At 54.4% G+C, this 21,768-nt stretch carries 20 protein-coding genes and 1 other annotated feature; of the genes, 17 read left to right on the forward strand and 3 right to left on the reverse strand.

Annotation, left to right across the window (positions count from 1 at the left end; all coding sequences use genetic code 11):
- From dnaA to HVX64_RS00050, 10 genes are all read left to right on the forward strand, one after another.
- Entirely contained in the window at nucleotides 1–1,410 is a 1,410-nt protein-coding gene (dnaA, locus tag HVX64_RS00005) for a chromosomal replication initiator protein DnaA (RefSeq protein ID WP_042998735.1), read from the forward strand.
- Nucleotides 1,411–1,414: 4 nt separating this feature from the next.
- On the forward strand, nucleotides 1,415–2,515 hold the full coding sequence (gene dnaN, locus HVX64_RS00010; protein ID WP_042998734.1) for a DNA polymerase III subunit beta: 1,101 nt from the start codon (nucleotides 1,415–1,417) through the stop codon (nucleotides 2,513–2,515).
- Nucleotides 2,516–2,661: 146 nt separating this feature from the next.
- A complete protein-coding gene (gene recF, locus HVX64_RS00015; RefSeq protein WP_042998733.1) occupies nucleotides 2,662–3,735 on the forward strand; it encodes a DNA replication/repair protein RecF in 1,074 nt (357 codons plus the stop codon).
- A 28-nt stretch (nucleotides 3,736–3,763) separates the two neighbouring features.
- Nucleotides 3,764–6,178 carry a DNA topoisomerase (ATP-hydrolyzing) subunit B gene (gyrB, locus tag HVX64_RS00020; protein ID WP_042998732.1) on the forward strand — a complete coding sequence of 805 codons (2,415 nt, stop codon included), beginning with the start codon at nucleotides 3,764–3,766 and terminating at the stop codon, nucleotides 6,176–6,178.
- A 204-nt stretch (nucleotides 6,179–6,382) separates the two neighbouring features.
- The gene (gene yidA, locus HVX64_RS00025) at nucleotides 6,383–7,195 is read left to right on the forward strand and encodes a sugar-phosphatase (protein ID WP_044256157.1); all 813 of its coding nucleotides are present in this window, start codon (nucleotides 6,383–6,385) and stop codon (nucleotides 7,193–7,195) included.
- A 247-nt stretch (nucleotides 7,196–7,442) separates the two neighbouring features.
- On the forward strand, nucleotides 7,443–8,132 hold the full coding sequence (gene dgoR, locus HVX64_RS00030) for a D-galactonate utilization transcriptional regulator DgoR (RefSeq protein ID WP_042998730.1): 690 nt from the start codon (nucleotides 7,443–7,445) through the stop codon (nucleotides 8,130–8,132).
- Nucleotides 8,129–9,007, forward strand: coding sequence for a 2-dehydro-3-deoxygalactonokinase (locus HVX64_RS00035; protein WP_044256155.1), 879 nt, complete (start codon nucleotides 8,129–8,131; stop codon nucleotides 9,005–9,007). The genes dgoR and HVX64_RS00035 overlap by 4 nt, the downstream gene beginning before the upstream one ends.
- On the forward strand, nucleotides 8,991–9,608 hold the full coding sequence (locus HVX64_RS00040) for a 2-dehydro-3-deoxy-6-phosphogalactonate aldolase (RefSeq protein WP_042998728.1): 618 nt from the start codon (nucleotides 8,991–8,993) through the stop codon (nucleotides 9,606–9,608). The genes HVX64_RS00035 and HVX64_RS00040 overlap by 17 nt, the downstream gene beginning before the upstream one ends.
- A complete protein-coding gene (gene dgoD, locus HVX64_RS00045; protein WP_042998727.1) occupies nucleotides 9,605–10,753 on the forward strand; it encodes a galactonate dehydratase in 1,149 nt (382 codons plus the stop codon). Before HVX64_RS00040 ends, dgoD begins: the two co-directional genes overlap by 4 nt.
- Before the next feature lie 167 nt (nucleotides 10,754–10,920).
- Nucleotides 10,921–12,258: an MFS transporter gene (locus HVX64_RS00050; RefSeq protein ID WP_072031698.1), complete on the forward strand. Its 1,338-nt coding sequence runs from the start codon at nucleotides 10,921–10,923 to the stop codon at nucleotides 12,256–12,258.
- Here the strand turns inward: HVX64_RS00050 and cbrA are convergent.
- Nucleotides 12,255–13,361, reverse strand: coding sequence for a colicin M resistance lipid reductase CbrA (cbrA, locus tag HVX64_RS00055; RefSeq protein WP_044256212.1), 1,107 nt, complete (start codon nucleotides 13,359–13,361; stop codon nucleotides 12,255–12,257). The genes HVX64_RS00050 and cbrA overlap by 4 nt on opposite strands.
- 100 nt (nucleotides 13,362–13,461) lie before the next feature.
- Here cbrA and HVX64_RS00060 point away from each other — a divergent pair, with 100 nt between their 5' ends.
- Nucleotides 13,462–14,688: a DUF3748 domain-containing protein gene (locus HVX64_RS00060; RefSeq protein WP_044256153.1), complete on the forward strand. Its 1,227-nt coding sequence runs from the start codon at nucleotides 13,462–13,464 to the stop codon at nucleotides 14,686–14,688.
- On the opposite strand, the gene HVX64_RS00065 is transcribed toward HVX64_RS00060, so the two are convergent.
- The gene (locus tag HVX64_RS00065; protein ID WP_042998724.1) at nucleotides 14,689–15,021 is read right to left on the reverse strand and encodes a YceK/YidQ family lipoprotein; all 333 of its coding nucleotides are present in this window, start codon (nucleotides 15,019–15,021) and stop codon (nucleotides 14,689–14,691) included.
- 243 nt (nucleotides 15,022–15,264) lie between these two features.
- Nucleotides 15,265–15,339, forward strand: a sequence feature (ROSE (Repression Of Heat Shock gene Expression) occurs in the 5'-region of heat shock genes and acts as an RNA thermometer to modulate expression.).
- Here HVX64_RS00065 and ibpA point away from each other — a divergent pair.
- The 6 genes from ibpA to HVX64_RS00095 all read left to right on the forward strand — a co-directional run bounded on the left by ibpA (nucleotide 15,333) and on the right by HVX64_RS00095 (nucleotide 20,443).
- The gene (ibpA, locus tag HVX64_RS00070; RefSeq protein WP_042998723.1) at nucleotides 15,333–15,746 is read left to right on the forward strand and encodes a small heat shock chaperone IbpA; all 414 of its coding nucleotides are present in this window, start codon (nucleotides 15,333–15,335) and stop codon (nucleotides 15,744–15,746) included. It overlaps the preceding feature by 7 nt.
- 148 nt (nucleotides 15,747–15,894) lie before the next feature.
- On the forward strand, nucleotides 15,895–16,323 hold the full coding sequence (gene ibpB, locus HVX64_RS00075) for a small heat shock chaperone IbpB (protein WP_042998722.1): 429 nt from the start codon (nucleotides 15,895–15,897) through the stop codon (nucleotides 16,321–16,323).
- Between the two features lie 265 nt (nucleotides 16,324–16,588).
- Nucleotides 16,589–18,250: a putative transporter gene (locus HVX64_RS00080; protein ID WP_042998721.1), complete on the forward strand. Its 1,662-nt coding sequence runs from the start codon at nucleotides 16,589–16,591 to the stop codon at nucleotides 18,248–18,250.
- A 375-nt stretch (nucleotides 18,251–18,625) separates the two neighbouring features.
- Nucleotides 18,626–18,973: a DUF202 domain-containing protein gene (locus HVX64_RS00085; protein ID WP_042998720.1), complete on the forward strand. Its 348-nt coding sequence runs from the start codon at nucleotides 18,626–18,628 to the stop codon at nucleotides 18,971–18,973.
- On the forward strand, nucleotides 18,963–19,325 hold the full coding sequence (locus HVX64_RS00090; protein ID WP_042998719.1) for a DUF202 domain-containing protein: 363 nt from the start codon (nucleotides 18,963–18,965) through the stop codon (nucleotides 19,323–19,325). The genes HVX64_RS00085 and HVX64_RS00090 overlap by 11 nt, the downstream gene beginning before the upstream one ends.
- Nucleotides 19,322–20,443: an anaerobic sulfatase maturase gene (locus HVX64_RS00095; protein ID WP_181825201.1), complete on the forward strand. Its 1,122-nt coding sequence runs from the start codon at nucleotides 19,322–19,324 to the stop codon at nucleotides 20,441–20,443. Before HVX64_RS00090 ends, HVX64_RS00095 begins: the two co-directional genes overlap by 4 nt.
- On the opposite strand, the gene dsdA is transcribed toward HVX64_RS00095, so the two are convergent.
- A complete protein-coding gene (gene dsdA / locus HVX64_RS00100; protein WP_044256150.1) occupies nucleotides 20,440–21,762 on the reverse strand; it encodes a D-serine ammonia-lyase in 1,323 nt (440 codons plus the stop codon). The genes HVX64_RS00095 and dsdA overlap by 4 nt on opposite strands.
- Between the last annotated feature and the right edge of the window lie 6 nt (nucleotides 21,763–21,768).

The raw sequence follows: 21,768 nt of genomic DNA on the forward strand, positions 1-21,768 counted from the left end.
GTGTCACTTTCGCTTTGGCAGCAGTGTCTTGCCCGATTGCAGGATGAGTTACCAGCCACAGAATTCAGTATGTGGATACGCCCTTTGCAGGCGGAACTGAGCGATAACACGCTGGCTTTGTATGCGCCAAACCGTTTTGTGCTCGATTGGGTAAGAGACAAGTACCTTAACAATATCAATGGGCTGCTGAATAATTTCTGCGGCGCAGATGCCCCGCAACTGCGTTTTGAGGTCGGGACGAAGCCCGTCAGCCAGACGCTGAAGGCGCCCGTGAACAACAACGTCGCCGCTCCGGCTCAGGTGGCGCACCAGGTTCAGCCGCAGCGCGCGTCGCCTGTCGCGGCGCGTCCTGGCTGGGACAATGTGCCTGCGCCGGCAGAACCCACCTATCGCTCTAACGTTAACGTCAAACACACGTTTGATAACTTCGTTGAAGGTAAATCCAACCAGTTGGCTCGCGCGGCGGCGCGTCAGGTGGCGGACAATCCTGGTGGCGCCTATAACCCGCTGTTCCTTTATGGCGGCACCGGTCTGGGTAAAACCCACCTGTTGCACGCGGTGGGAAACGGCATTATGGCGCGCAAACCTAATGCCAAAGTGGTGTATATGCACTCCGAACGCTTTGTCCAGGACATGGTAAAAGCCCTGCAAAACAACGCGATCGAAGAGTTTAAACGCTATTATCGTTCCGTCGATGCCCTCCTCATCGATGACATCCAGTTCTTCGCTAATAAAGAACGATCTCAGGAAGAATTTTTCCACACCTTTAACGCCCTTCTTGAAGGTAATCAGCAGATCATTTTGACTTCGGATCGTTATCCAAAAGAGATCAACGGCGTTGAGGATCGTCTGAAATCCCGCTTCGGCTGGGGGCTGACGGTGGCGATCGAACCGCCAGAACTGGAAACGCGCGTGGCGATCCTGATGAAAAAGGCCGACGAAAATGATATTCGTCTGCCGGGTGAAGTGGCCTTCTTTATTGCCAAGCGTCTACGCTCTAACGTGCGTGAGCTGGAAGGGGCACTGAACCGTGTGATTGCCAACGCCAACTTTACCGGTCGGGCGATTACCATCGACTTCGTTCGCGAAGCGCTGCGCGATCTGCTGGCGTTACAGGAAAAACTGGTCACCATCGACAATATTCAGAAGACGGTGGCGGAGTATTACAAAATTAAAATTGCGGATTTGCTGTCCAAGCGTCGTTCTCGCTCGGTAGCGCGTCCGCGTCAAATGGCCATGGCGTTGGCGAAAGAGCTCACCAACCACAGCTTGCCGGAAATTGGCGATGCGTTTGGTGGCCGCGACCACACTACGGTGCTTCATGCCTGCCGTAAGATTGAGCAGTTGCGTGAAGAAAGCCATGATATTAAAGAAGATTTCTCAAACTTAATCAGAACATTATCTTCGTGACGCTATGAAATTTACCGTTGAACGTGAACATTTATTAAAGCCGCTTCAGCAGGTCAGCGGTCCGCTGGGTGGTCGTCCTACGCTGCCTATTCTTGGCAACCTGTTGCTGCAGGTGGCTGACGGTGCGCTTTCGCTGACGGGTACCGATCTTGAAATGGAAATGGTGGCCCGCGTTGCGTTGATTCAGCCGCATGAGCCCGGCGCCACCACTGTCCCGGCGCGGAAGTTCTTTGATATCTGCCGTGGCCTACCGGAAGGGGCGGAAATCGCCGTCCAGCTGGAAGGCGATCGCATGCTGGTACGTTCGGGCCGCAGTCGTTTTTCGCTGTCCACGCTGCCTGCCGCCGACTTCCCGAATCTGGATGACTGGCAGAGCGAGGTAGAATTCACCCTGCCGCAGGCGACGATGAAGCGTCTGATTGAAGCCACGCAGTTCTCCATGGCTCATCAGGACGTGCGTTACTACTTAAACGGCATGCTGTTTGAGACCGAAGGTGAAGAGTTGCGTACCGTGGCAACTGATGGTCACCGTCTGGCGGTTTGCTCTATGCCTGTTGGTCAGTCGCTGCCCAACCATTCGGTGATCGTGCCGCGTAAAGGTGTGATTGAACTGATGCGTATGCTCGACGGCGGCGATAACCCGCTGCGCGTGCAGATTGGCAGCAACAACATCCGCGCACACGTTGGCGACTTTATCTTTACGTCTAAGCTGGTGGACGGCCGTTTCCCGGATTACCGTCGCGTACTGCCGAAGAATCCGGATAAACATCTGGAAGCCGGCTGCGATATCCTCAAGCAGGCTTTTGCCCGCGCGGCGATCCTGTCGAACGAGAAATTCCGCGGCGTGCGTCTGTATGTGAGTGAAAATCAGCTCAAAATCACGGCGAACAACCCGGAACAGGAGGAAGCCGAAGAGATTCTGGATGTCACCTACCCGGGGACTGAAATGGAGATCGGCTTTAACGTCAGCTACGTATTAGATGTCCTGAATGCGCTGAAGTGTGAAAACGTGCGCATCATGCTGACTGACTCCGTGTCGAGCGTACAAATTGAAGATGCGGCGTCGCAAAGTGCGGCTTACGTTGTTATGCCAATGAGATTGTAGAATCTGAAAGGGGCTGGTTTACTTGCCATTTCGTTTTCCGGCAGTGCTCGAAATGCTCACGTACTTCGTGTACGCTCCGCTTTCTGCGCACTGGCGGTAAACGAACTGGCTGCGACACTCACGCCCCCTGGATGATGCTCTGAAATATGTCGCTATCCCGACTCTTAATCAAAGATTTCCGCAATATTGAAAATGCGGATCTCGCGTTATCCCCCGGCTTTAACTTCCTGGTTGGCGCGAACGGCAGCGGTAAAACCAGCGTTCTGGAAGCCATCTATACGCTCGGCCACGGCCGGGCGTTTCGCAGTTTGCAGATTGGTCGCGTCATTCGTCACGAGCAGGAGTCGTTTGTTCTTCATGGGCGATTGCAGGGAAATGAGCGGGAAACCTCGATTGGGTTAACCAAAGATAAGCTGGGTGACAGTAAAGTGCGTATCGACGGCACTGACGGCCACAAGGTGGCGGAGCTGGCGCTGTTGATGCCGATGCAACTGATCACCCCTGAGGGGTTTACTTTACTCAACGGCGGCCCCAAATACAGAAGAGCGTTCCTCGATTGGGGATGCTTTCACAATGAAGCTGGATTCTTCACCGCCTGGAGCAACCTGAAGCGTCTGCTCAAGCAGCGCAATGCGGCGCTGCGCCAGGTGAGTCGTTACGAGCAACTGCGTCCGTGGGATAAAGAACTGATCCCGCTGGCGGAACAAATCAGCACCTGGCGCGCGGAGTACAGCGCCGGTATCGCACAGGATATGGCGGATACTTGCCAGCAGTTTCTTCCTGAATTTTCTCTCTCCTTCTCTTTTCAGCGCGGCTGGGAGAAAGAGACTGATTATGCCGAGGTGCTGGAACGTGGTTTTGAACGCGACCGCATGTTGACTTACACCGCGCACGGCCCGCATAAAGCGGATTTCCGCATTCGCGCCGACGGTGCGCCGGTAGAAGATACCTTGTCGCGTGGGCAGTTAAAGCTGCTAATGTGCGCCTTACGTCTGGCGCAAGGGGAGTTCCTCACCCGTGAAAGCGGGCGGCGGTGTCTCTACCTGATAGATGATTTTGCCTCAGAGCTTGATGATGCGCGTCGCGGACTGTTAGCCAGTCGATTAAAAGCGACGCAATCACAGGTCTTTGTCAGCGCAATCAGCGCTGAACACGTTCTGGACATGTCGGACAAAAATTCGAAGATGTTCACCGTGGAAAAGGGTAAAATAACGGATTAACCCAAGTTTAAATGAGCGAGAAACGTTGATGTCGAATTCTTATGACTCCTCCAGTATCAAAGTCCTGAAAGGACTGGATGCGGTGCGTAAGCGCCCGGGTATGTATATCGGCGATACGGATGACGGCACCGGTCTGCACCACATGGTATTCGAGGTGGTAGATAACGCTATCGACGAAGCGCTCGCGGGTCACTGTAAAGACATTATTGTCACCATCCATGCCGACAACTCTGTCTCCGTACAGGATGATGGACGCGGCATCCCGACCGGTATTCACCCGGAAGAAGGCGTATCGGCGGCGGAAGTGATCATGACCGTTCTGCACGCAGGCGGTAAATTCGACGATAACTCCTATAAAGTCTCCGGCGGTCTGCACGGTGTGGGTGTCTCCGTGGTGAACGCCCTGTCGCAGAAACTGGAACTGGTTATCCAGCGCGATAACAAAATCCACCGTCAGATCTACGAGCACGGCGTTCCGCAGGCACCGCTGGCAGTCACTGGCGATACCGATAAAACCGGCACGATGGTTCGTTTCTGGCCGAGCCACGAAACCTTCACTAACGTCACGGAGTTCGAATACGAGATTCTGGCGAAGCGTCTGCGCGAACTGTCGTTCCTGAACTCTGGCGTCTCTATTCGCCTGAAAGACAAGCGCGATGGTAAAGAAGACCATTTCCACTATGAAGGTGGCATCAGGGCGTTCGTTGAGTATCTGAACAAGAACAAAACGCCAATCCACCCGAATATCTTCTATTTCTCCACCGAAAAAGACGGTATCGGCGTGGAAGTTGCACTGCAATGGAACGACGGCTTCCAGGAAAACATCTACTGCTTTACTAACAACATTCCGCAGCGTGACGGCGGTACGCACCTGGCAGGTTTCCGTGCGGCGATGACCCGTACCCTGAACGCCTACATGGACAAAGAAGGCTACAGCAAAAAAGCGAAAGTCAGCGCTACCGGTGATGATGCCCGTGAAGGTCTGATTGCTGTGGTGTCCGTGAAGGTGCCGGATCCGAAGTTCTCCTCGCAGACCAAAGATAAACTGGTCTCCTCTGAGGTGAAATCGGCGGTAGAACAGCAGATGAACGAACTGCTGAGCGAATACCTGCTGGAAAACCCGTCTGACGCCAAAATCGTGGTCGGTAAAATTATTGATGCGGCCCGTGCCCGTGAAGCAGCCCGCCGTGCGCGTGAAATGACGCGTCGTAAAGGGGCGCTGGATCTGGCGGGTCTGCCTGGCAAACTGGCGGACTGTCAGGAACGCGACCCGGCGCTGTCCGAACTGTACCTTGTGGAAGGGGACTCCGCGGGCGGCTCTGCAAAACAGGGGCGTAACCGCAAGAACCAGGCGATTCTGCCGCTGAAGGGTAAGATCCTCAACGTAGAGAAAGCGCGCTTCGACAAGATGCTCTCTTCGCAGGAAGTGGCGACGCTGATCACCGCGCTCGGTTGCGGTATCGGTCGTGACGAGTACAACCCGGACAAACTGCGCTATCACAGCATCATTATCATGACCGATGCGGACGTCGACGGCTCGCATATTCGTACGCTGTTGTTGACCTTCTTCTATCGTCAGATGCCAGAAATCGTTGAGCGTGGCCACGTCTACATTGCCCAGCCGCCGCTGTACAAAGTGAAGAAAGGCAAGCAGGAACAGTACATTAAAGACGATGAGGCGATGGACCAGTACCAGATCTCCATCGCGCTGGACGGTGCAACGCTGCACACCAACGCCAGCGCACCGGCGCTGTCTGGTGAAGCGTTAGAAAAACTGGTTTCTGAGTACAACGCCACGCAGAAAATGATTGGTCGTATGGAGCGTCGCTTCCCGAAAGCAATGTTGAAAGAGCTGGTGTATCAGCCGACGCTAACTGAAGACAATCTTTCAGACGAGCAGACCGTGACCCGTTGGGTGAACGCGCTAATTACCGAGCTAAATGAGAAAGAGCAGCACGGTAGCCAGTGGAAGTTCGATATCCAGCACAATACGGAACAGAATCTGTTTGAACCGATCGTGCGTGTGCGTACCCACGGTGTGGACACCGACTACGCGCTGGATCACGAGTTTGTAACGGGGGCGGAATACCGCCGTATCTGCACGCTGGGTGAAAAACTGCGCGGCCTGATGGAAGAAGATGCCTTCATCGAACGTGGTGAACGTCGTCAACCGGTTGCCAGCTTCGAACAGGCGCTGGACTGGCTGGTGAAAGAGTCACGTCGTGGTCTGGCTATTCAGCGTTATAAAGGTCTGGGCGAGATGAACCCGGATCAGCTGTGGGAAACCACCATGGATCCGGAAAGCCGTCGCATGTTACGCGTTACCGTGAAGGATGCGATTGCTGCTGACCAGTTGTTCACCACGCTGATGGGCGACGCCGTAGAACCACGTCGTGCGTTTATCGAAGAGAACGCCCTGAAAGCGGCAAATATCGATATCTAATCCCTGTCTATAGGCCGGATAAGGCGGTTTTACGCCGCCATCCGGCAAGATCCTGCGTGATGCCTGATGGCGCGTTGCTTATCAGGCCTACAATTGCTCGTCAAAAGGGGAATCGTGATTCCCCTTCTTATCCCCCTTTTCGCTGCTGTTTTTTGAGCGGAATCGCGTTAGCATGAGTCAGGACTCATTGAATGCGGGGAATTCATGGCTATCAAACTCATTGCTATCGATATGGATGGCACCCTTCTGTTACCCGATCACACCATTTCACCGGCGGTTAAACGTGCGATTGCCGCAGCCCGTGAAAAAGGGGTAAACGTGGTACTGACCACCGGTCGTCCGTATGCGGGTGTACACAGCTATCTGAAAGAGCTGCATATGGAACAACCCGGCGACTACTGCATTACCTATAACGGTGCGCTGGTGCAGAAAGCGGGCGATGGTAGCACTGTCGCACAAACCGCGCTGAGCTATGACGATTACCGCTATCTGGAAAAACTCTCCCGCGAGGTCGGCTCGCACTTCCACGCGCTGGACCGTACCACGCTGTATACCGCAAACCGTGATATCAGCTATTACACCGTACATGAATCCTATGTCGCGACCATTCCACTGGTGTTCTGCGAAGCGGAAAAGATGGATCCGCAAACCCAGTTCCTGAAAGTGATGATGATTGATGAGCCCGCGATCCTCGATCAGGCCATCGCCCGTATTCCGGCAGAAGTGAAAGAGAAATATAACGTGCTGAAAAGTGCGCCGTACTTCCTCGAAATCCTCGATAAACGCGTCAATAAAGGCACTGGTGTGAAATCACTGGCTGATGCGCTGGGCATCAAACCGGAAGAAATTATGGCGATTGGCGATCAGGAAAATGACATCGCGATGATCGAGTATGCCGGGCTTGGGGTAGCGATGGATAACGCCATTCCCCTGGTGAAAGAGATTGCCAACTTTGTCACCAAATCAAATCTGGACGATGGCGTTGCGTATGCCATTGAGCAGCACGTCCTGAAGTAATCCCTCTGGATGGTTTGCCATGACCCGCGTTGATCGCGGGTTTTTTTATCCCCGCCGTTTACTCCTCATAACATTTTTATTACCGATTGTCGTTTTTGTGATCTAAATTGTAGTACAACATATCTATGTTGTACTACATTGAGCGCATCGCAACACTGTATAGCATCACGTTAGTACTACAAAAATGAGGCGAATTTCAGCGATAACGGTAAAGTAGAGAGGACCATCCAGAGCACAAGGACTCTCCATGACTCTCAATAAAACCGATCGCATCGTGATCACGCTGGGCAAACAGATTGTCAGCGGTAAATACGTACCGGGTGCCGCACTCCCTGCGGAAGCGGAGCTGTGTGAGGAGTTTGAAACCTCACGCAATATCATTCGCGAAGTGTTCCGCTCGCTAATGGCAAAGCGGCTGATTGAAATGAAGCGTTATCGCGGTGCCTTTGTCACATCGCGGAATCAGTGGAATTACCTCGATACCGACGTGTTGCAATGGGTACTGGAAAACGATTACGACCCGCGGCTCATCAGTGCGATGAGCGAGGTCCGAAATCTGGTGGAACCCGCGATTGCCCGCTGGGCAGCGGAACGCGCGACCTCGAGTGATTTGGCTGAAATTGAATCGGCGCTCAATGACATGATCGCCAACAATCAGGATCGGGAGGCCTTTAATGAAGCGGATATCCGCTATCACGAAGCGGTATTGCAGTCAGTGCATAACCCGGTTTTGCAACAGCTGAGCGTGGCAATCACTTCGCTTCAGCGGGCGGTATTTGAACGGACCTGGATGGGCGATGAAGCCAACATGCCAAAAACGCTCCAGGAACATAAGGCGCTATTCGATGCGATACGGCATCAGGATAGCAATGCGGCAGAGCAGGCGGCCCTGACCATGATCGCCAGCTCGACACGAAGGTTGAAGGAAATCACATGACAGCTCGCTACATCGCAATTGACTGGGGATCGACCAATTTGCGCGCCTGGCTTTACCAGGGCGACAAATGCCTGGAAAGCAGGCAATCAGAAGCAGGCGTTACGCGTCTGAACGGTAAATCCCCTGAGGCGGTGTTAGCAGAAGTCACACAAAACTGGCGCGACAGCGCCACACCGGTGGTTATGGCCGGAATGGTCGGTAGCAACGTGGGCTGGAAGATTGCCCCGTATCTGCCGGTTCCTGCCTCTTTCGCTGCCATTGGTGAGCAGTTAACGCCCGTTGGCGACAATGTCTGGATTATTCCTGGCTTGTGTGTTTCGCGCGACGATAACCACAATGTGATGCGCGGCGAAGAGACACAACTGCTCGGCGCACGCACGCTTTCTCCTTCTTCTGTCTATGTCATGCCGGGGACGCACTGCAAATGGGTGCAGGCTGACGCAGAGCAAATTCACGATTTTCGTACCGTGATGACCGGTGAACTACACCATTTGCTCCTGCAACACTCGCTGGTGGGCGCTGGTTTGCCGGAACAGCAAACCTCTTCAGACGCCTTTGCCGCCGGGCTTGCGCGCGGGATCGACTCCCCTGCCGTTTTGCCACAACTTTTTGAGGTTCGTGCCTCGCACGTGCTGGGAAATCTCCCGCGCGAGCAGGTCAGTGAGTTTCTCTCTGGCCTGTTGATTGGCGCAGAGGTCGCCAGCATGCGTGATTTCATCGCGCACGAGCAGACCATCACGATTGTCGCAGGCGCATCGCTGACATCACGCTATCAGCAGGCGTTCCACGCCATGGGGCGTGACGTTTCCGCGGTCCCCGGCGATACGGCATTTCAGGCAGGTATAAGGAGCATCGCCCATGCAGTGGCAAACTAATCTTCCGCTTATTGCGATTTTGCGCGGCATTACCCCCGAGGAGGCGCTTGAGCACGTTGGCGCAGTGATCGACGCCGGATTTGACGCGGTGGAGATCCCGCTTAACTCCCCCGAGTGGGAAAAGAGCATTCCGGCCGTGGTGGATGCGTTTGGCGATAACGCGCTGATCGGTGCCGGAACGGTATTACAACCGGAGCAGGTGGATCGCCTGGCGAAGATGGGCTGTCGGCTCATTGTGACGCCAAATATCAATGCGGAGGTCATTCGCCGTGCGGTGGGTTACGGCATGACGGTCTGTCCGGGATGCGCCACCGCCACAGAAGCCTTTACCGCGTTGGATGCTGGCGCGCAGGCGCTGAAAATTTTCCCGTCATCGGCCTTTGGACCGGATTACATCAAAGCGCTGAAAGCGGTATTACCCGCCAGTGTACCGGTCTTTGCCGTGGGCGGCGTAACGCCAGACAACCTGGCGCAGTGGATGAAAGCCGGGTGTGTGGGTGCGGGACTGGGCAGCGATCTGTATCGCGCCGGGCAGTCCGTAGCGCGCACCGCGCAGCAGGCGGCAGCATTTGTTAAGGCATATCGAGAGGCAGTGAAATGAAAATAACCAAACTCACCACGTACCGTTTACCTCCACGTTGGATGTTCCTGAAAATTGAAACCGACGAAGGCGTTGTTGGTTGGGGCGAGCCGGTGATTGAAGGCCGCGCCCGTACCGTCGAAGCGGCGGTGCATGAACTGGGCGATTACCTGATTGGTCAGGACCCGGCGCGCATTAATGACCTGTGGCAGGTAATGTATCGCGCAGGTTTCTACCGCGGCGGCCCGATACTGATGAGCGCCATCGCTGGCATCGACCAGGCATTGTGGGATATCAAAGGTAAAGTGCTGAACGCGCCGGTCTGGCAACTGATGGGCGGCCTGGTACGCGACAAAATCAAAGCCTACAGCTGGGTTGGCGGCGATCGTCCTGCGGAAGTGATCGACGGCATTAAGCAATTGCGGAATATCGGCTTTGACACCTTCAAGCTCAACGGCTGCGAAGAGATGGGCGTGATTGATAATTCGCGGGCGGTCGATCGCGCGGTCAACACCGTGGCGCAAATCCGCGAAGCCTTTGGCAATGAAATTGAGTTTGGTCTGGATTTCCATGGACGCGTCAGCGCGCCGATGGCGAAAGTGCTGATTAAAGAGCTGGAGCCTTATCGCCCGCTGTTTATTGAAGAGCCGGTTCTGGCGGAACAGGCAGAGTACTACCCGAAACTGGCGGAACAGACCCATATTCCGATCGCGGCGGGTGAACGTATGTTCTCGCGCTTCGAGTTTAAACGGGTGCTGGAAGCGGGCGGGCTGGCGATTTTGCAGCCGGACCTGTCACATGCGGGTGGTATTACCGAGTGTTACAAAATTGCCGCAATGGCGGAAGCTTATGATGTGGCGCTGGCCCCGCACTGTCCGCTGGGACCGATTGCGCTGGCAGCGTGTCTGCATGTCGACTTTGTTTCACGTAATGCCGTGTTCCAGGAACAGAGCATGGGGATTCACTATAACAAGGGCGCGGAACTGCTCGACTTTGTGAAAAACAAAGACGATTTCAACATGGAAGGCGGGTTCTTTAAACCATTAATGAAGCCGGGCCTTGGCGTGGATATTGATGAAGCCAAAGTCATTGAGCTAAGCAAAAATGCGCCGGACTGGCGTAATCCGCTGTGGCGTCATGAAGATGGTTCGGTCGCCGAATGGTGATGTCCGTCATACTTCGCTCCGCAGATGCGTTGGCTGCGATTGCGCACCCCAGTCACTTACAAATGTAAGCTCCTGGGGATTTGCAATCTTGCCGCCTTCCTGCGACACGAATTATTTAGGACATCTCTCTTAATAAAAACAATTACACCATCTGTAAATTACCGGGCATGGTGAGCGGCTTCGCTATGCCCAAAATCTGGAGACAGATTGCGATGGATATTCCAGTTACTGCTGCAAAAACCGGGCGTCGCCGTTACCTGACGCTGATTATGATCTTTATTACCGTGGTCATCTGTTATGTCGACCGCGCCAACCTTGCGGTGGCGTCGGCGCATATTCAGGAAGAGTTTGGTATTACGAAAGCGGAAATGGGCTATGTCTTCTCGGCTTTTGCCTGGTTGTATACCCTATGCCAGATCCCCGGCGGCTGGTTCCTTGACCGCGTCGGTTCCCGTCTGACCTACTTTATCGCGATATTTGGCTGGTCGGTGGCAACCCTCTTCCAGGGCTTCGCCACGGGGTTGATGTCGTTAATTGGCCTGCGCGCCATTACCGGGATATTCGAAGCCCCGGCGTTCCCTACCAACAACCGTATGGTGACGAGTTGGTTCCCTGAGCATGAACGTGCCTCCGCCGTCGGTTTTTATACCTCCGGACAGTTTGTCGGCCTGGCGTTCCTGACCCCGCTGTTGATCTGGATCCAGGAGATGCTGAGCTGGCACTGGGTGTTCATTGTCACCGGGGGGATTGGCATTATCTGGTCGCTGGTCTGGTTTAAAGTGTATCAACCGCCTCGTCTGACCAAAAGTATCACCAAAGCGGAACTGGACTATATTCGCGACGGCGGCGGCCTGGTGGATGGCGATGCACCCGTTAAGAAAGAGGCGCGTCAGCCGTTGACCAAAGCGGACTGGAAACTGGTGTTCCACCGTAAGCTGGTGGGCGTTTATCTGGGCCAGTTTGCCGTCACCTCGACGCTGTGGTTCTTCCTGACGTGGTTCCCGAACTACCTGACACAGGAAAAAGGCATTACCGCGCTGAAGGCGGGTTTTATGACCACCGTACCGTTCCTCGCGGCGTTCTTTGGCGTACTGCTTTCCGGATGGCTGGCGGATAAGCTGGTGAAAAAAGGCTTTTCGCTGGGCGTGGCGCGTAAAACGCCGATTATTTGTGGTCTGTTAATCTCCACCTGCATCATGGGTGCAAACTACACCAACGATCCGGTGTGGATTATGACCCTGATGGCGGTGGCGTTCTTCGGTAACGGCTTTGCTTCCATCACCTGGTCACTGGTCTCTTCGCTGGCGCCGATGCGCCTCATCGGCCTGACCGGTGGCGTTTTTAACTTTGTTGGTGGGCTGGGCGGGATTACGGTTCCGCTGGTGATTGGCTACCTTGCGCAGGACTATGGCTTTGGTCCCGCGCTGGTTTATATCTCAGCCGTTGCCCTGATTGGCGCGCTCTCTTACATCCTGCTGGTGGGTGATGTAAAACGCGTAGGTTAATACTCCTTTACCAGCCCGCCAGACGTTGTGGTGGGCTGGTCATCCTGGCTTAGCGGGATATGCGCGATGCCGCTTCGCATAATCGCGCTTCTCAATACGGGCGCAGTCAAACAACGACTCTTCAGGATTTTGCCATACAGTTTAACGCGCAGTTGGCGGGTGGCCTTCCGGTAAGCGCGGTTCCTCTCCGGCGCATCCAGCAGCAGAACAGCCTTGAGGATCTCCGCGCTATCCAGGGCGTAGCTAATCCCCTCCAGTGAACTGGCGCTGATGAACCCGGCGGCCTCGCCAATCAGAAATGCGTTATCTTCACCGCAGACGAAATCTGCCCAGCGTGACGGAAAGAGTACAGTACATTTCTCGCTTTTCATCGGCTCGCCGAAGCGGAACTGAAAGGCAGCCATTTTCTCTTTTAGCGCGTCAAAGCGCGCCAGGCCGTCTTTCATGGGATAAGCGCCGCCAAAGATGAAATAGCCGTCTTTGCTGATACTCCAGGAGTAACAATCCGTCACAGCGTTATCGAAAATGCAGGAATAAAACGGGACCGGATGACTTTCTGCGAACCACTGTTGGATGGCGACATATTTGCGAATCTGATGTTCCGGATAAAGATAGCGACGCACCAGCGAATTTGCTCCGTCGGCCCCCACCAGATAGCGGGCGGTAATCTGTTGCTCCCAACCGTCGGCGCGAAAAATCACGTGCCACTTCCCCTCTTCTCGCCAGATTTTTCGACACAGGCTGTCGTGATACACCTGTACCTCATCCGGGATCAGCGATTTCATCCATAAATCAAAGGCATGACGGTTGATGTTGATATAGCTGCGCTGGTAGTTGCGCGTCAGTGAGGTGTCGATATCCACCGTTTTAACGCTGAAAATTTGCGGGTTGGCGATGACGTCCACCGGCAGCGTAATGCCGTCGCGAATAAATGAACGCTGTGCATCCGGTGCCAGTAAACCGCCGCAGGGTTTGGTGAACCCTTCATTGCCGCAGTGACGTTTTTTATCCAGCGCAAGCACGCGCATTTTACCGCTCAATTTACGCGCCAGCGTTGCGCCGGCCGGGCCGAGACCGATAATCGCTACGTCGAAATGTTCCATCTTTTTGTCCGCAAAAAATGAAGATGGCACTACGCTAATGCCTGAAAGTGAAGTCCTTGTGAAGTATGATTGATGAAATTGTTCCTGACCTGAGTATCCCATGAAGCAAATCACCTTTACGCCGCGTAATCATCAGCTTACCAATACCCGGGCCTGGACGGCGGACAGCCGTTGGCTGGTGTTTGATGTCCGCCCGTCAGGGGCGTCTTTTACCGGCGAAACCATTGAGCGGGTGAATGTCCATACCGGTGAGCAGGAGGTGATTTATCGCGCGACGCAGGGGGCGCATGTCGGTGTGGTAACGGTGCATCCGCAGGCGGAGAAATATGTATTTATTCATGGACCTGAAAACCCGGATGCGACGTGGCACTATGACTTTCATCATCGTCGCGGCGTGATTGCCGAACAGGGGAAAGTGACGAATCTGGACGCGATGGATATTACTTCACCGTACACGCCGGGTGCACTGCGCGGCGGCAGCCATGTTCATGTTTTCAGCCCGAACGGTGAGTTTGTCAGCTTTACCTACAACGATCATGTCATGCATGAACGCGAGCTGGCGCTGGATTTACGCAACGTGGGCGTCGCACTGCCTTATGGGCCGGTGACGGTGTCGGCGCAGCATCCAAGAGAATACAGCGGCAGCCACTGGTGCGTGCTGGTCAGCCAGACGACGCCCGAACCCACGCCGGGCAGCGATGAGATCTCTCGCGCCTACGAAGAGGGCTGGGTGGGAAATCATGCGCTGGCGTTTATCGGCGATACATTGTCTGAAAAGGGCGAGAAAGTACCGGAGCTGTTTCTGGTTGAACTCCCGCAGACGGAGGCGGGCTGGAAAACGCCAGGTGATGCCCCGCTGGAAGGTACGGATTCCACGCTGCCCGCACCGCCGCGCGGAGTGACACAGCGCCGCCTGACGTTCACCCATGCACGTCGTTTCCCAGGACTGGCAACGGTTCCGCGTCATTGGGTGCGCAGTAATCCGCAGGCGACGGAGATTACGTTCCTGATGCGCGATGAGGCTGGTATCGTGCAACTGTGGTTGATTTCGCCACAGGGCGGGGAGCCCCGCCAGTTGACCCATCACGCTACCGGGGTTCAGTCCGCGTTTAACTGGCATCCGTCAGGGAAATGGCTGGGATGTGTGGTAGATAACCGCATTGCCTGCTGTGATGCGCGCAGCGGAGAGATCACGTTTTTAACGCAGAATCACGGCACTCCGCCTTCTGGGGATGCTGTGGTTTTCTCGCCTGATGGTCAGTTTGTGGCGTGGATGGAAGATGTAGACGGTTTCCGTCAACTGTGGATGACAGAAACCGGGCGGTAATCAGGGGGCGGGCATTTTCGCCGGAGGGATCACGGAGTTGGTTATCCGTGTTCTCTCCTCGCTTCTTTCGACACGCGATCTGACTGAATTGTCTTTACGGAACAGATCCCACGGTAACAGGATCGTGTCCATTACTGCCGTAAAGGGCATATCCAGTATCGCCAGCGATTTGGTACCCCAGTTTGTCTCATCGTCACCTATCATCGTGGCGCTGGCGCGGGTGCCAGGATAAGTTCCCTCTTTACCACCGGTATGTGACATTACGCTGGAGCAACCACTCAGTAAAACCATCCCACTGCACATCATCAGCGTTAACAACACATTTCTTATCATGATTTATTCATCTGTTGATCATCGGTGTTTGCATGATGAGTTATAGCGATCCCTTGCCAGAAATAACATCCTCATCACATCGCACTGTGGCGGCTATCGCACTTTAACGATTAGTGCTGTCCCCACCCAGTCTATGCAATAGACAGCAAACTGCAAAAAAAAGTCAGCCTGGACGGCTTGAAATGTGCGTATTCAGACCCATTTTGATGGTGTAGGCAAATGAAGAGCACGCCTGATGGGTGTTCTGACTACCGGACCTGTCCATGATGGAAGGTCATTTAACTTCTCGCTGATTTCAGGAGCTATTGATTATGCGTAACTTTGATTTATCCCCGCTGTACCGTTCTGCTATTGGTTTTGACCGCCTGTTTAACCTGCTGGAAAGCAATCAGAGCCAGAGTAACGGCGGCTACCCTCCGTATAACGTTGAGCTGGTAGACGAAAACCATTACCGCATTGCCATCGCCGTTGCCGGTTTCGCCGAGAGCGAGCTGGAAATTACCGCACAAGACAACCTGCTGGTGGTGAAAGGCGCACATGCGGACGAGCAAAAAGAACGGACCTACCTTTACCAGGGTATCGCGGAGCGCAACTTTGAGCGTAAGTTCCAGTTAGCTGAGAACATCCATGTTCGCGGCGCGAATCTGGTCAATGGTCTGCTGTACATCGATCTTGAGCGCGTGATTCCGGAAGCGAACAAACCGCGTCGTATCGAAATCAATTAATTCTGACGGGCCGCGTTGCGCGGCCTGTTATCCCGGGCTCGCCGACAGGGGGCCTATGCAAATCTACGGATTTGCAGGTACGACTATGCCCTAAACCGCTTGCGTTGCAGGGTGTAGTGAAAACTCGCTTCTTAGAAGGAGAATGATTATGCGTAACTACGATTTATCCCCGCTGCTGCGTCAATGGATCGGTTTTGACAAACTGGCCAACGCGTTACAAAACACCGGTGAAAGCCAGAGCTTCCCACCCTATAACATTGAAAAAAGTGACGATAACCACTATCGCATTACGCTTGCGTTGGCCGGTTTCCGTCAGGAAGACCTGGATATTCAGCTGGAAGGCACCCGCCTGACCGTAAAAGGCACACCGCAGCAGCCTGAAAAAGAGACCAAATGGTTGCATCAGGGGCTGGTCACCCAGTCGTTCAGCCTGAGCTTTACCCTGGCTGAAAATATGGAGGTGTCCGGCGCGACATTTACCAACGGGTTGTTGCATATCGATTTGACCCGTAATGTCCCGGAAGCGGTTGCTCCGCAACGTATCGCCATCAGCGAACGTCCCGCATTAAATAGCTAATTTAGCTCCTTGCCTTTGCCCCGCCAGAAATGACGGGGCTTTTTTGTGCGCGAAGATAACACCGGGTTTTAGGGTATGATGCCCTTACCAGAAGAAAGCATTCAGCAACGTCAGGTTACGATGAAGAAAAAAGGGGGAAGAAACGCCCATCATAAGGGTGCTTTACCGTTTCGGCAGCATGAGAATGTGCGCCATCTTGCATCTATGCCTGAACGGTTCAGTCATAATCCATGTAAATTGAAATGTTATTCACAGGGAATAAAAAATGAGTGATATAGCATTGACGGTCAGCGTTCTGGCGTTGGTGGCGGTTGTCGGATTGTGGATCGGCAACATCAAGGTGCGGGGTGTCGGCTTTGGCATCGGCGGCGTGTTGTTCGGCGGCATTATCGTCGGCCACTTCGTTGATCAGGCTGGGGTGACGCTGAGCGGCGATATGCTGCACTTTATCCAGGAATTTGGCCTGATTCTGTTCGTCTACACCATTGGGATTCAGGTGGGGCCAGGGTTCTTCGCCTCGCTGCGGGTTTCTGGTCTGCGTCTCAATCTGTTTGCGATTCTGATCGTCATCATCGGCGGACTGGTTACCGCTATCCTGCATAAAGTGTTTGCTATTCCGCTGCCGGTGGTGCTGGGGATTTTCTCCGGTGCGGTCACCAATACTCCGGCGCTGGGGGCGGGACAACAAATCCTGCGCGATCTGGGTACGCCAATGGAGCTGGTGGACCAGATGGGGATGAGCTACGCGATGGCGTATCCGTTTGGTATTTGCGGTATTTTGCTGACCATGTGGCTGATGCGCATGATATTTCGCGTCAATGTGGAAGCGGAAGCGCAACAGCATGAATCGACGCTCACCAACGGTCACTCGCTGATTCAGACCATCAATATCCGCGTTGAGAACCCCAATCTCAACAATATGGCGATTCAGGATGTGCCGATCCTTAATAGCGATAAAATCATCTGTTCACGACTGAAGCGTGAAGAGACGCTGATGGTGCCGTCGCCGGGAACGGTGATTCAACTGGGTGATTTGCTGCACCTCGTTGGTCAGCCGGGCGATCTGCATAACGCACGACTGGTGATAGGTCAGGAGGTGGATACCTCACTGTCCACCCGCGGCACCGATTTGCGCGTCGAACGCGTCGTGGTCACCAACGAAAAAGTGCTCGGCAAACGCATCCGCGATTTGCACTTTAAAGAGCGTTACGACGTGGTGATTTCTCGACTGAACCGTGCGGGCGTTGAACTGGTGGCCAGCAGCGATGCCAGCCTGCAATTTGGTGACATCCTTAATCTGGTGGGACGACCCGCCTCGATTGATGCCGTTGCCAATGTTGTCGGTAACGCCCAGCAAAAACTGCAGCAGGTGCAGATGCTGCCGGTGTTTATTGGCATCGGTCTGGGGGTGTTGCTGGGGTCTATTCCGCTTTTTATTCCCGGCTTTCCGGTGGCGTTAAAGCTGGGGCTGGCGGGCGGACCGCTGATTATGGCGCTGATTCTGGGGCGTATCGGCAGCATTGGTAAGCTGTACTGGTTTATGCCGCCAAGTGCGAACCTGGCGCTGCGTGAACTGGGGATTGTGCTGTTCCTGGCCGTGGTAGGGCTGAAATCAGGTGGTGATTTTATCGATACGCTGACGCAGGGCGATGGTCTGAGCTGGGTGGGCTACGGTATTTTTATTACTGCTATCCCGCTTATCACCGTCGGTTTACTGGCGCGTATTTTTGCCAAAATGAACTACCTGACGCTGTGCGGGATGCTGGCCGGTTCGATGACCGATCCACCGGCGCTGGCGTTTGCAAACAACCTTCATGCCACCAGCGGCGCGGCGGCGCTGTCGTATGCGACGGTGTATCCGTTGGTGATGTTCCTGCGGATTATCACGCCTCAACTGCTGGCGGTGATTTTCTGGGGATTAAGTTAGATCTGCTCATATCGACCGGCATCCATCGGGTTGCCGGTCAGCATCGTTCAACACATCACGCTTTCTTACTAACCCGTTGTGGCGTCCGGTTTTTCCACACCCAGGTGTTGAAAATGCTCGTAGCACGTCATTTTCAGCCAACAGGTGCACAATCCCCATTTTAGCCGTGCGATAACGCCAGGGTTTTGCGGTGGCGGTACTGCGTATTCATCGCCAGATGCTTGTGCCGATTTACCATGGAAGAAATGAAACTGGTTTCGCAAACGCTACATGCATCGACCTGAGTTACAGAGTTTATTAATGCTATTTATCCAGGTGCTCAGGTAATATTGCGGTTATTTCATACGCACTTTTACGCATTCAGTAGGGGGTTAAATGAAGATTTCCCGCCTCGGAGAAGCCCCGGATTACCGCTTCTCACTGGCAAACGAGCGTACCTTTCTGGCGTGGATCCGCACCGCGCTGGGTTTCCTGGCCGCCGGCGTTGGGCTTGACCAACTGGCGCCGGACTTCGCCACGCCGGTGATCCGCGAGCTGTTGGCGCTGCTGCTCTGTTTGTTCGCTGGCGGTCTGGCGATTTACGGTTATCTGCGCTGGCTGCGCAATGAAAAGGCGATGCGGCTGAAAGAGGATTTGCCCTATACCCGAAGCCTGCTGATCATCAGTCTGATATTGACCATTGTGGCGATTGTGGTCATGGCGCTGGTGCTGTATGCCGGATAGCCGTAAGGCCCGTCGCCTGTCCGATCCGGGACTGCAGCCGGAGCGCACATCGCTGGCATGGTTTCGCACGCTGCTGGGCTACGGTGCGCTGATGGCGCTGGCGATAAAACATCACTGGCATCAGGCGGGATTCTTGTTCTGGGTCTCTATCGCGGTGCTGGCTATCGTGGTTGTGATCCTCTGGCGCTATACGCGCAAGCGTAATCTGATGGATGTCTCGCATATTGATTTTGTCCAGTCACGCGCGGTTCGTGACAAATTTATGATCTCCCTCGCGGTGTTATCTCTCGCAATACTGTTTGCTGTAACGCACGTTCGCCAACTTATCGTATTTCTCGGGAATTTAGCATGACAGGATGTCAGGTCATGGCCAAGCCGGCCAGTTCACGTTGTAACCTGGATTGTCGTTACTGCTTTTACATTGATAAACCCGCCCACCCGGTGATGGATGACATCACGTTATCGACGTTTATTCAGCAGCATATTGCCGCACAGCCAGGGCCAGATGTTCTGTTTGCCTGGCAGGGAGGAGAACCGACGCTCTGCGGTCTGGATTTTTTTCATCGTGTGGTGGCGTTGCAAAAGCAGTTCGGCGCGGGAAAGCAGATCCAGAACGCTTTTCAGACCAACGGCATTTTGCTCAATGATGCATGGTGTCGCTTTCTGCACGACAATAACTGGCTGGTGGGACTCTCACTGGACGGTCCTGCTGATTTGCATGATGCCTTTCGGGTCAGCCGTCGCGGCAATCCAACCCATCAAAAAGTGATGACTGCGCTGCAAAAACTGGTCGAATACCGCGTGGAGTTCAACCTGCTGGTGGTGGTGAATCGCCTCAACAGCAACCAGCCGGAGCGGATGTATCACTATCTTCGCCAGCTAGGGACGCCTTTTTTACAGTTTATTCCGCTTGTTGAGCTGGATGAGCACGGCAGGCTGACGGAGGAATCGGTCGAATCACAGGCATGGGGGCAGTTTCTTAAATCGGTATTTAATATCTGGGTACGGGAAGATATTGGCCGTGTGTATATTCAGCTCTTTGACTCGACGCTGGGCGTGTGGTGCGGCTATCCGTCGCAGATGTGCGCGCTAAGTCAGGACTGTGGTCACGCTTTCGCGCTGGAAGCCAATGGTGATTTGTATCAGTGCGATCATTATGTTTATCCGCAGTACCGGCTGGGCAACATTCATCACACGCCGCTGAAGGCGCTCAATGCCAGTCCGCAGGCGAAAGCTTTTGGGGAGCTGAAAAGAACCACGTTAAGCGCAGCATGTCAGGCCTGTTCGCTGCTGCGCTTTTGTCATGGTGATTGCCCTAAACATCGGGATGAGAGCGGGAAAAGCATGCTGTGCGCCGGATACAGCGACTTTATCCGTCATAGCGCGCCGCACATGCGCGTGATGCGTGATCTGATCAGGCAGCATCGCTCACCGGCAGAGCTGATGGCGATGCTGCGTGCCGGGCGTTAACGCCCTTTCGCCAGGTATTGCGCCATTTCTGCTTCTGGTACCATGCCGCCGCCCGTCGCCCAGACCAGGTGCGTTGCATTATTGAGCTGCTCAGCGCTAATCCCCTGCATTTGCTGATAGTCAGTGGATGCACAAACACGCTGAGGTCCCGCCATTCCCGCCAGCGCTGACGGTTCCAGACGGATGTTCTCTTCCTGTGCCAGCCAGCCCAGCATGTCATACATGGACTGATCGCTGAGGGTATATAACCCATCGAGCAGGCGTTCCATCGCTCTGCCGACAAAGCCCGATGCCCGCCCTACCGCCAGGCCATCTGCCGCCGTCAGGTTATCGATACCGATTTCCTGCACGGAGATCGCATCATGCAGACCGGTATACACACCCAGCAGCATGCAAGGGGAATGCGTCGGTTCAGCAAAGAAGCAGTGTACATTATCGCCAAATGCCAGTTTCAGACCAAACGCCACCCCGCCGGGGCCACCGCCCACGCCGCACGGCAGGTAAACAAATAATGGGTGATCGGCATCCACCACGCGGCCTTGCTGTTCGAATTGCGCTTTCAGACGCTGCCCCGCAACGGCATAGCCTAAAAACAACGTGCGGGAGTTTTCATCGTCGATAAAGAAGCAGTTCGGATCGGACTCCGCCGCTTTACGGCCCTGTTCAACCGCCACGCCATAATCTTCTTCATATTCAACAACCATGACGCCGTGGCTGCGCAGTTTGGCTTTCTTCCACGCCCGGGCATCCGCAGACATATGCACTGTGACGTTAAAGCCAATGCGGGCGCTCATAATGCCGATAGAAAGCCCCAGGTTGCCGGTTGACCCCACCGCGATGCTGTACTGGCTAAAGAAGGCTTTGAACTCCGGAGAAAGCAGAACGCTGTAATCCTCTTCTGGGGTCAGCATCCCGGCTTCCCGCGCCAGTTTTTCGGCGTGCGTCAGCACTTCATAAATGCCGCCGCGCGCTTTGATCGAGCCGGAAATGGGCAGATGGCTATCTTTTTTCAGCAGGATTTCGCCACTGATTTTTTGGCCGTACTGTTTTTCCAGACGCTGCTGCATGGCCGGAATGGCAACAACCTCAGATTCAATAATTCCCCCGCTCGCAGCGGTTTCCGGGAAGGCTTTGGCCAGATACGGCGCAAAGCGCGCCAGACGGGCGTGGGCACCCTTAACGTCTTGTTCCGACAGCCCTACATAGGGTAAACCTTCCGCCAGAGAGGTCGTTCCGGGATTGAACCAGGTCGTTTCTCGCAAAGCCACCAGATCCTCCACCAAAGGATACTGGGCGATGAGTTTTTGTATGTTTTCCATAGGACG

The sequence above is a fragment of the Citrobacter sp. RHB20-C16 genome (assembly GCF_013890155.1).
In the GTDB taxonomy this organism is placed as follows: domain Bacteria; phylum Pseudomonadota; class Gammaproteobacteria; order Enterobacterales; family Enterobacteriaceae; genus Citrobacter_A; species Citrobacter_A amalonaticus.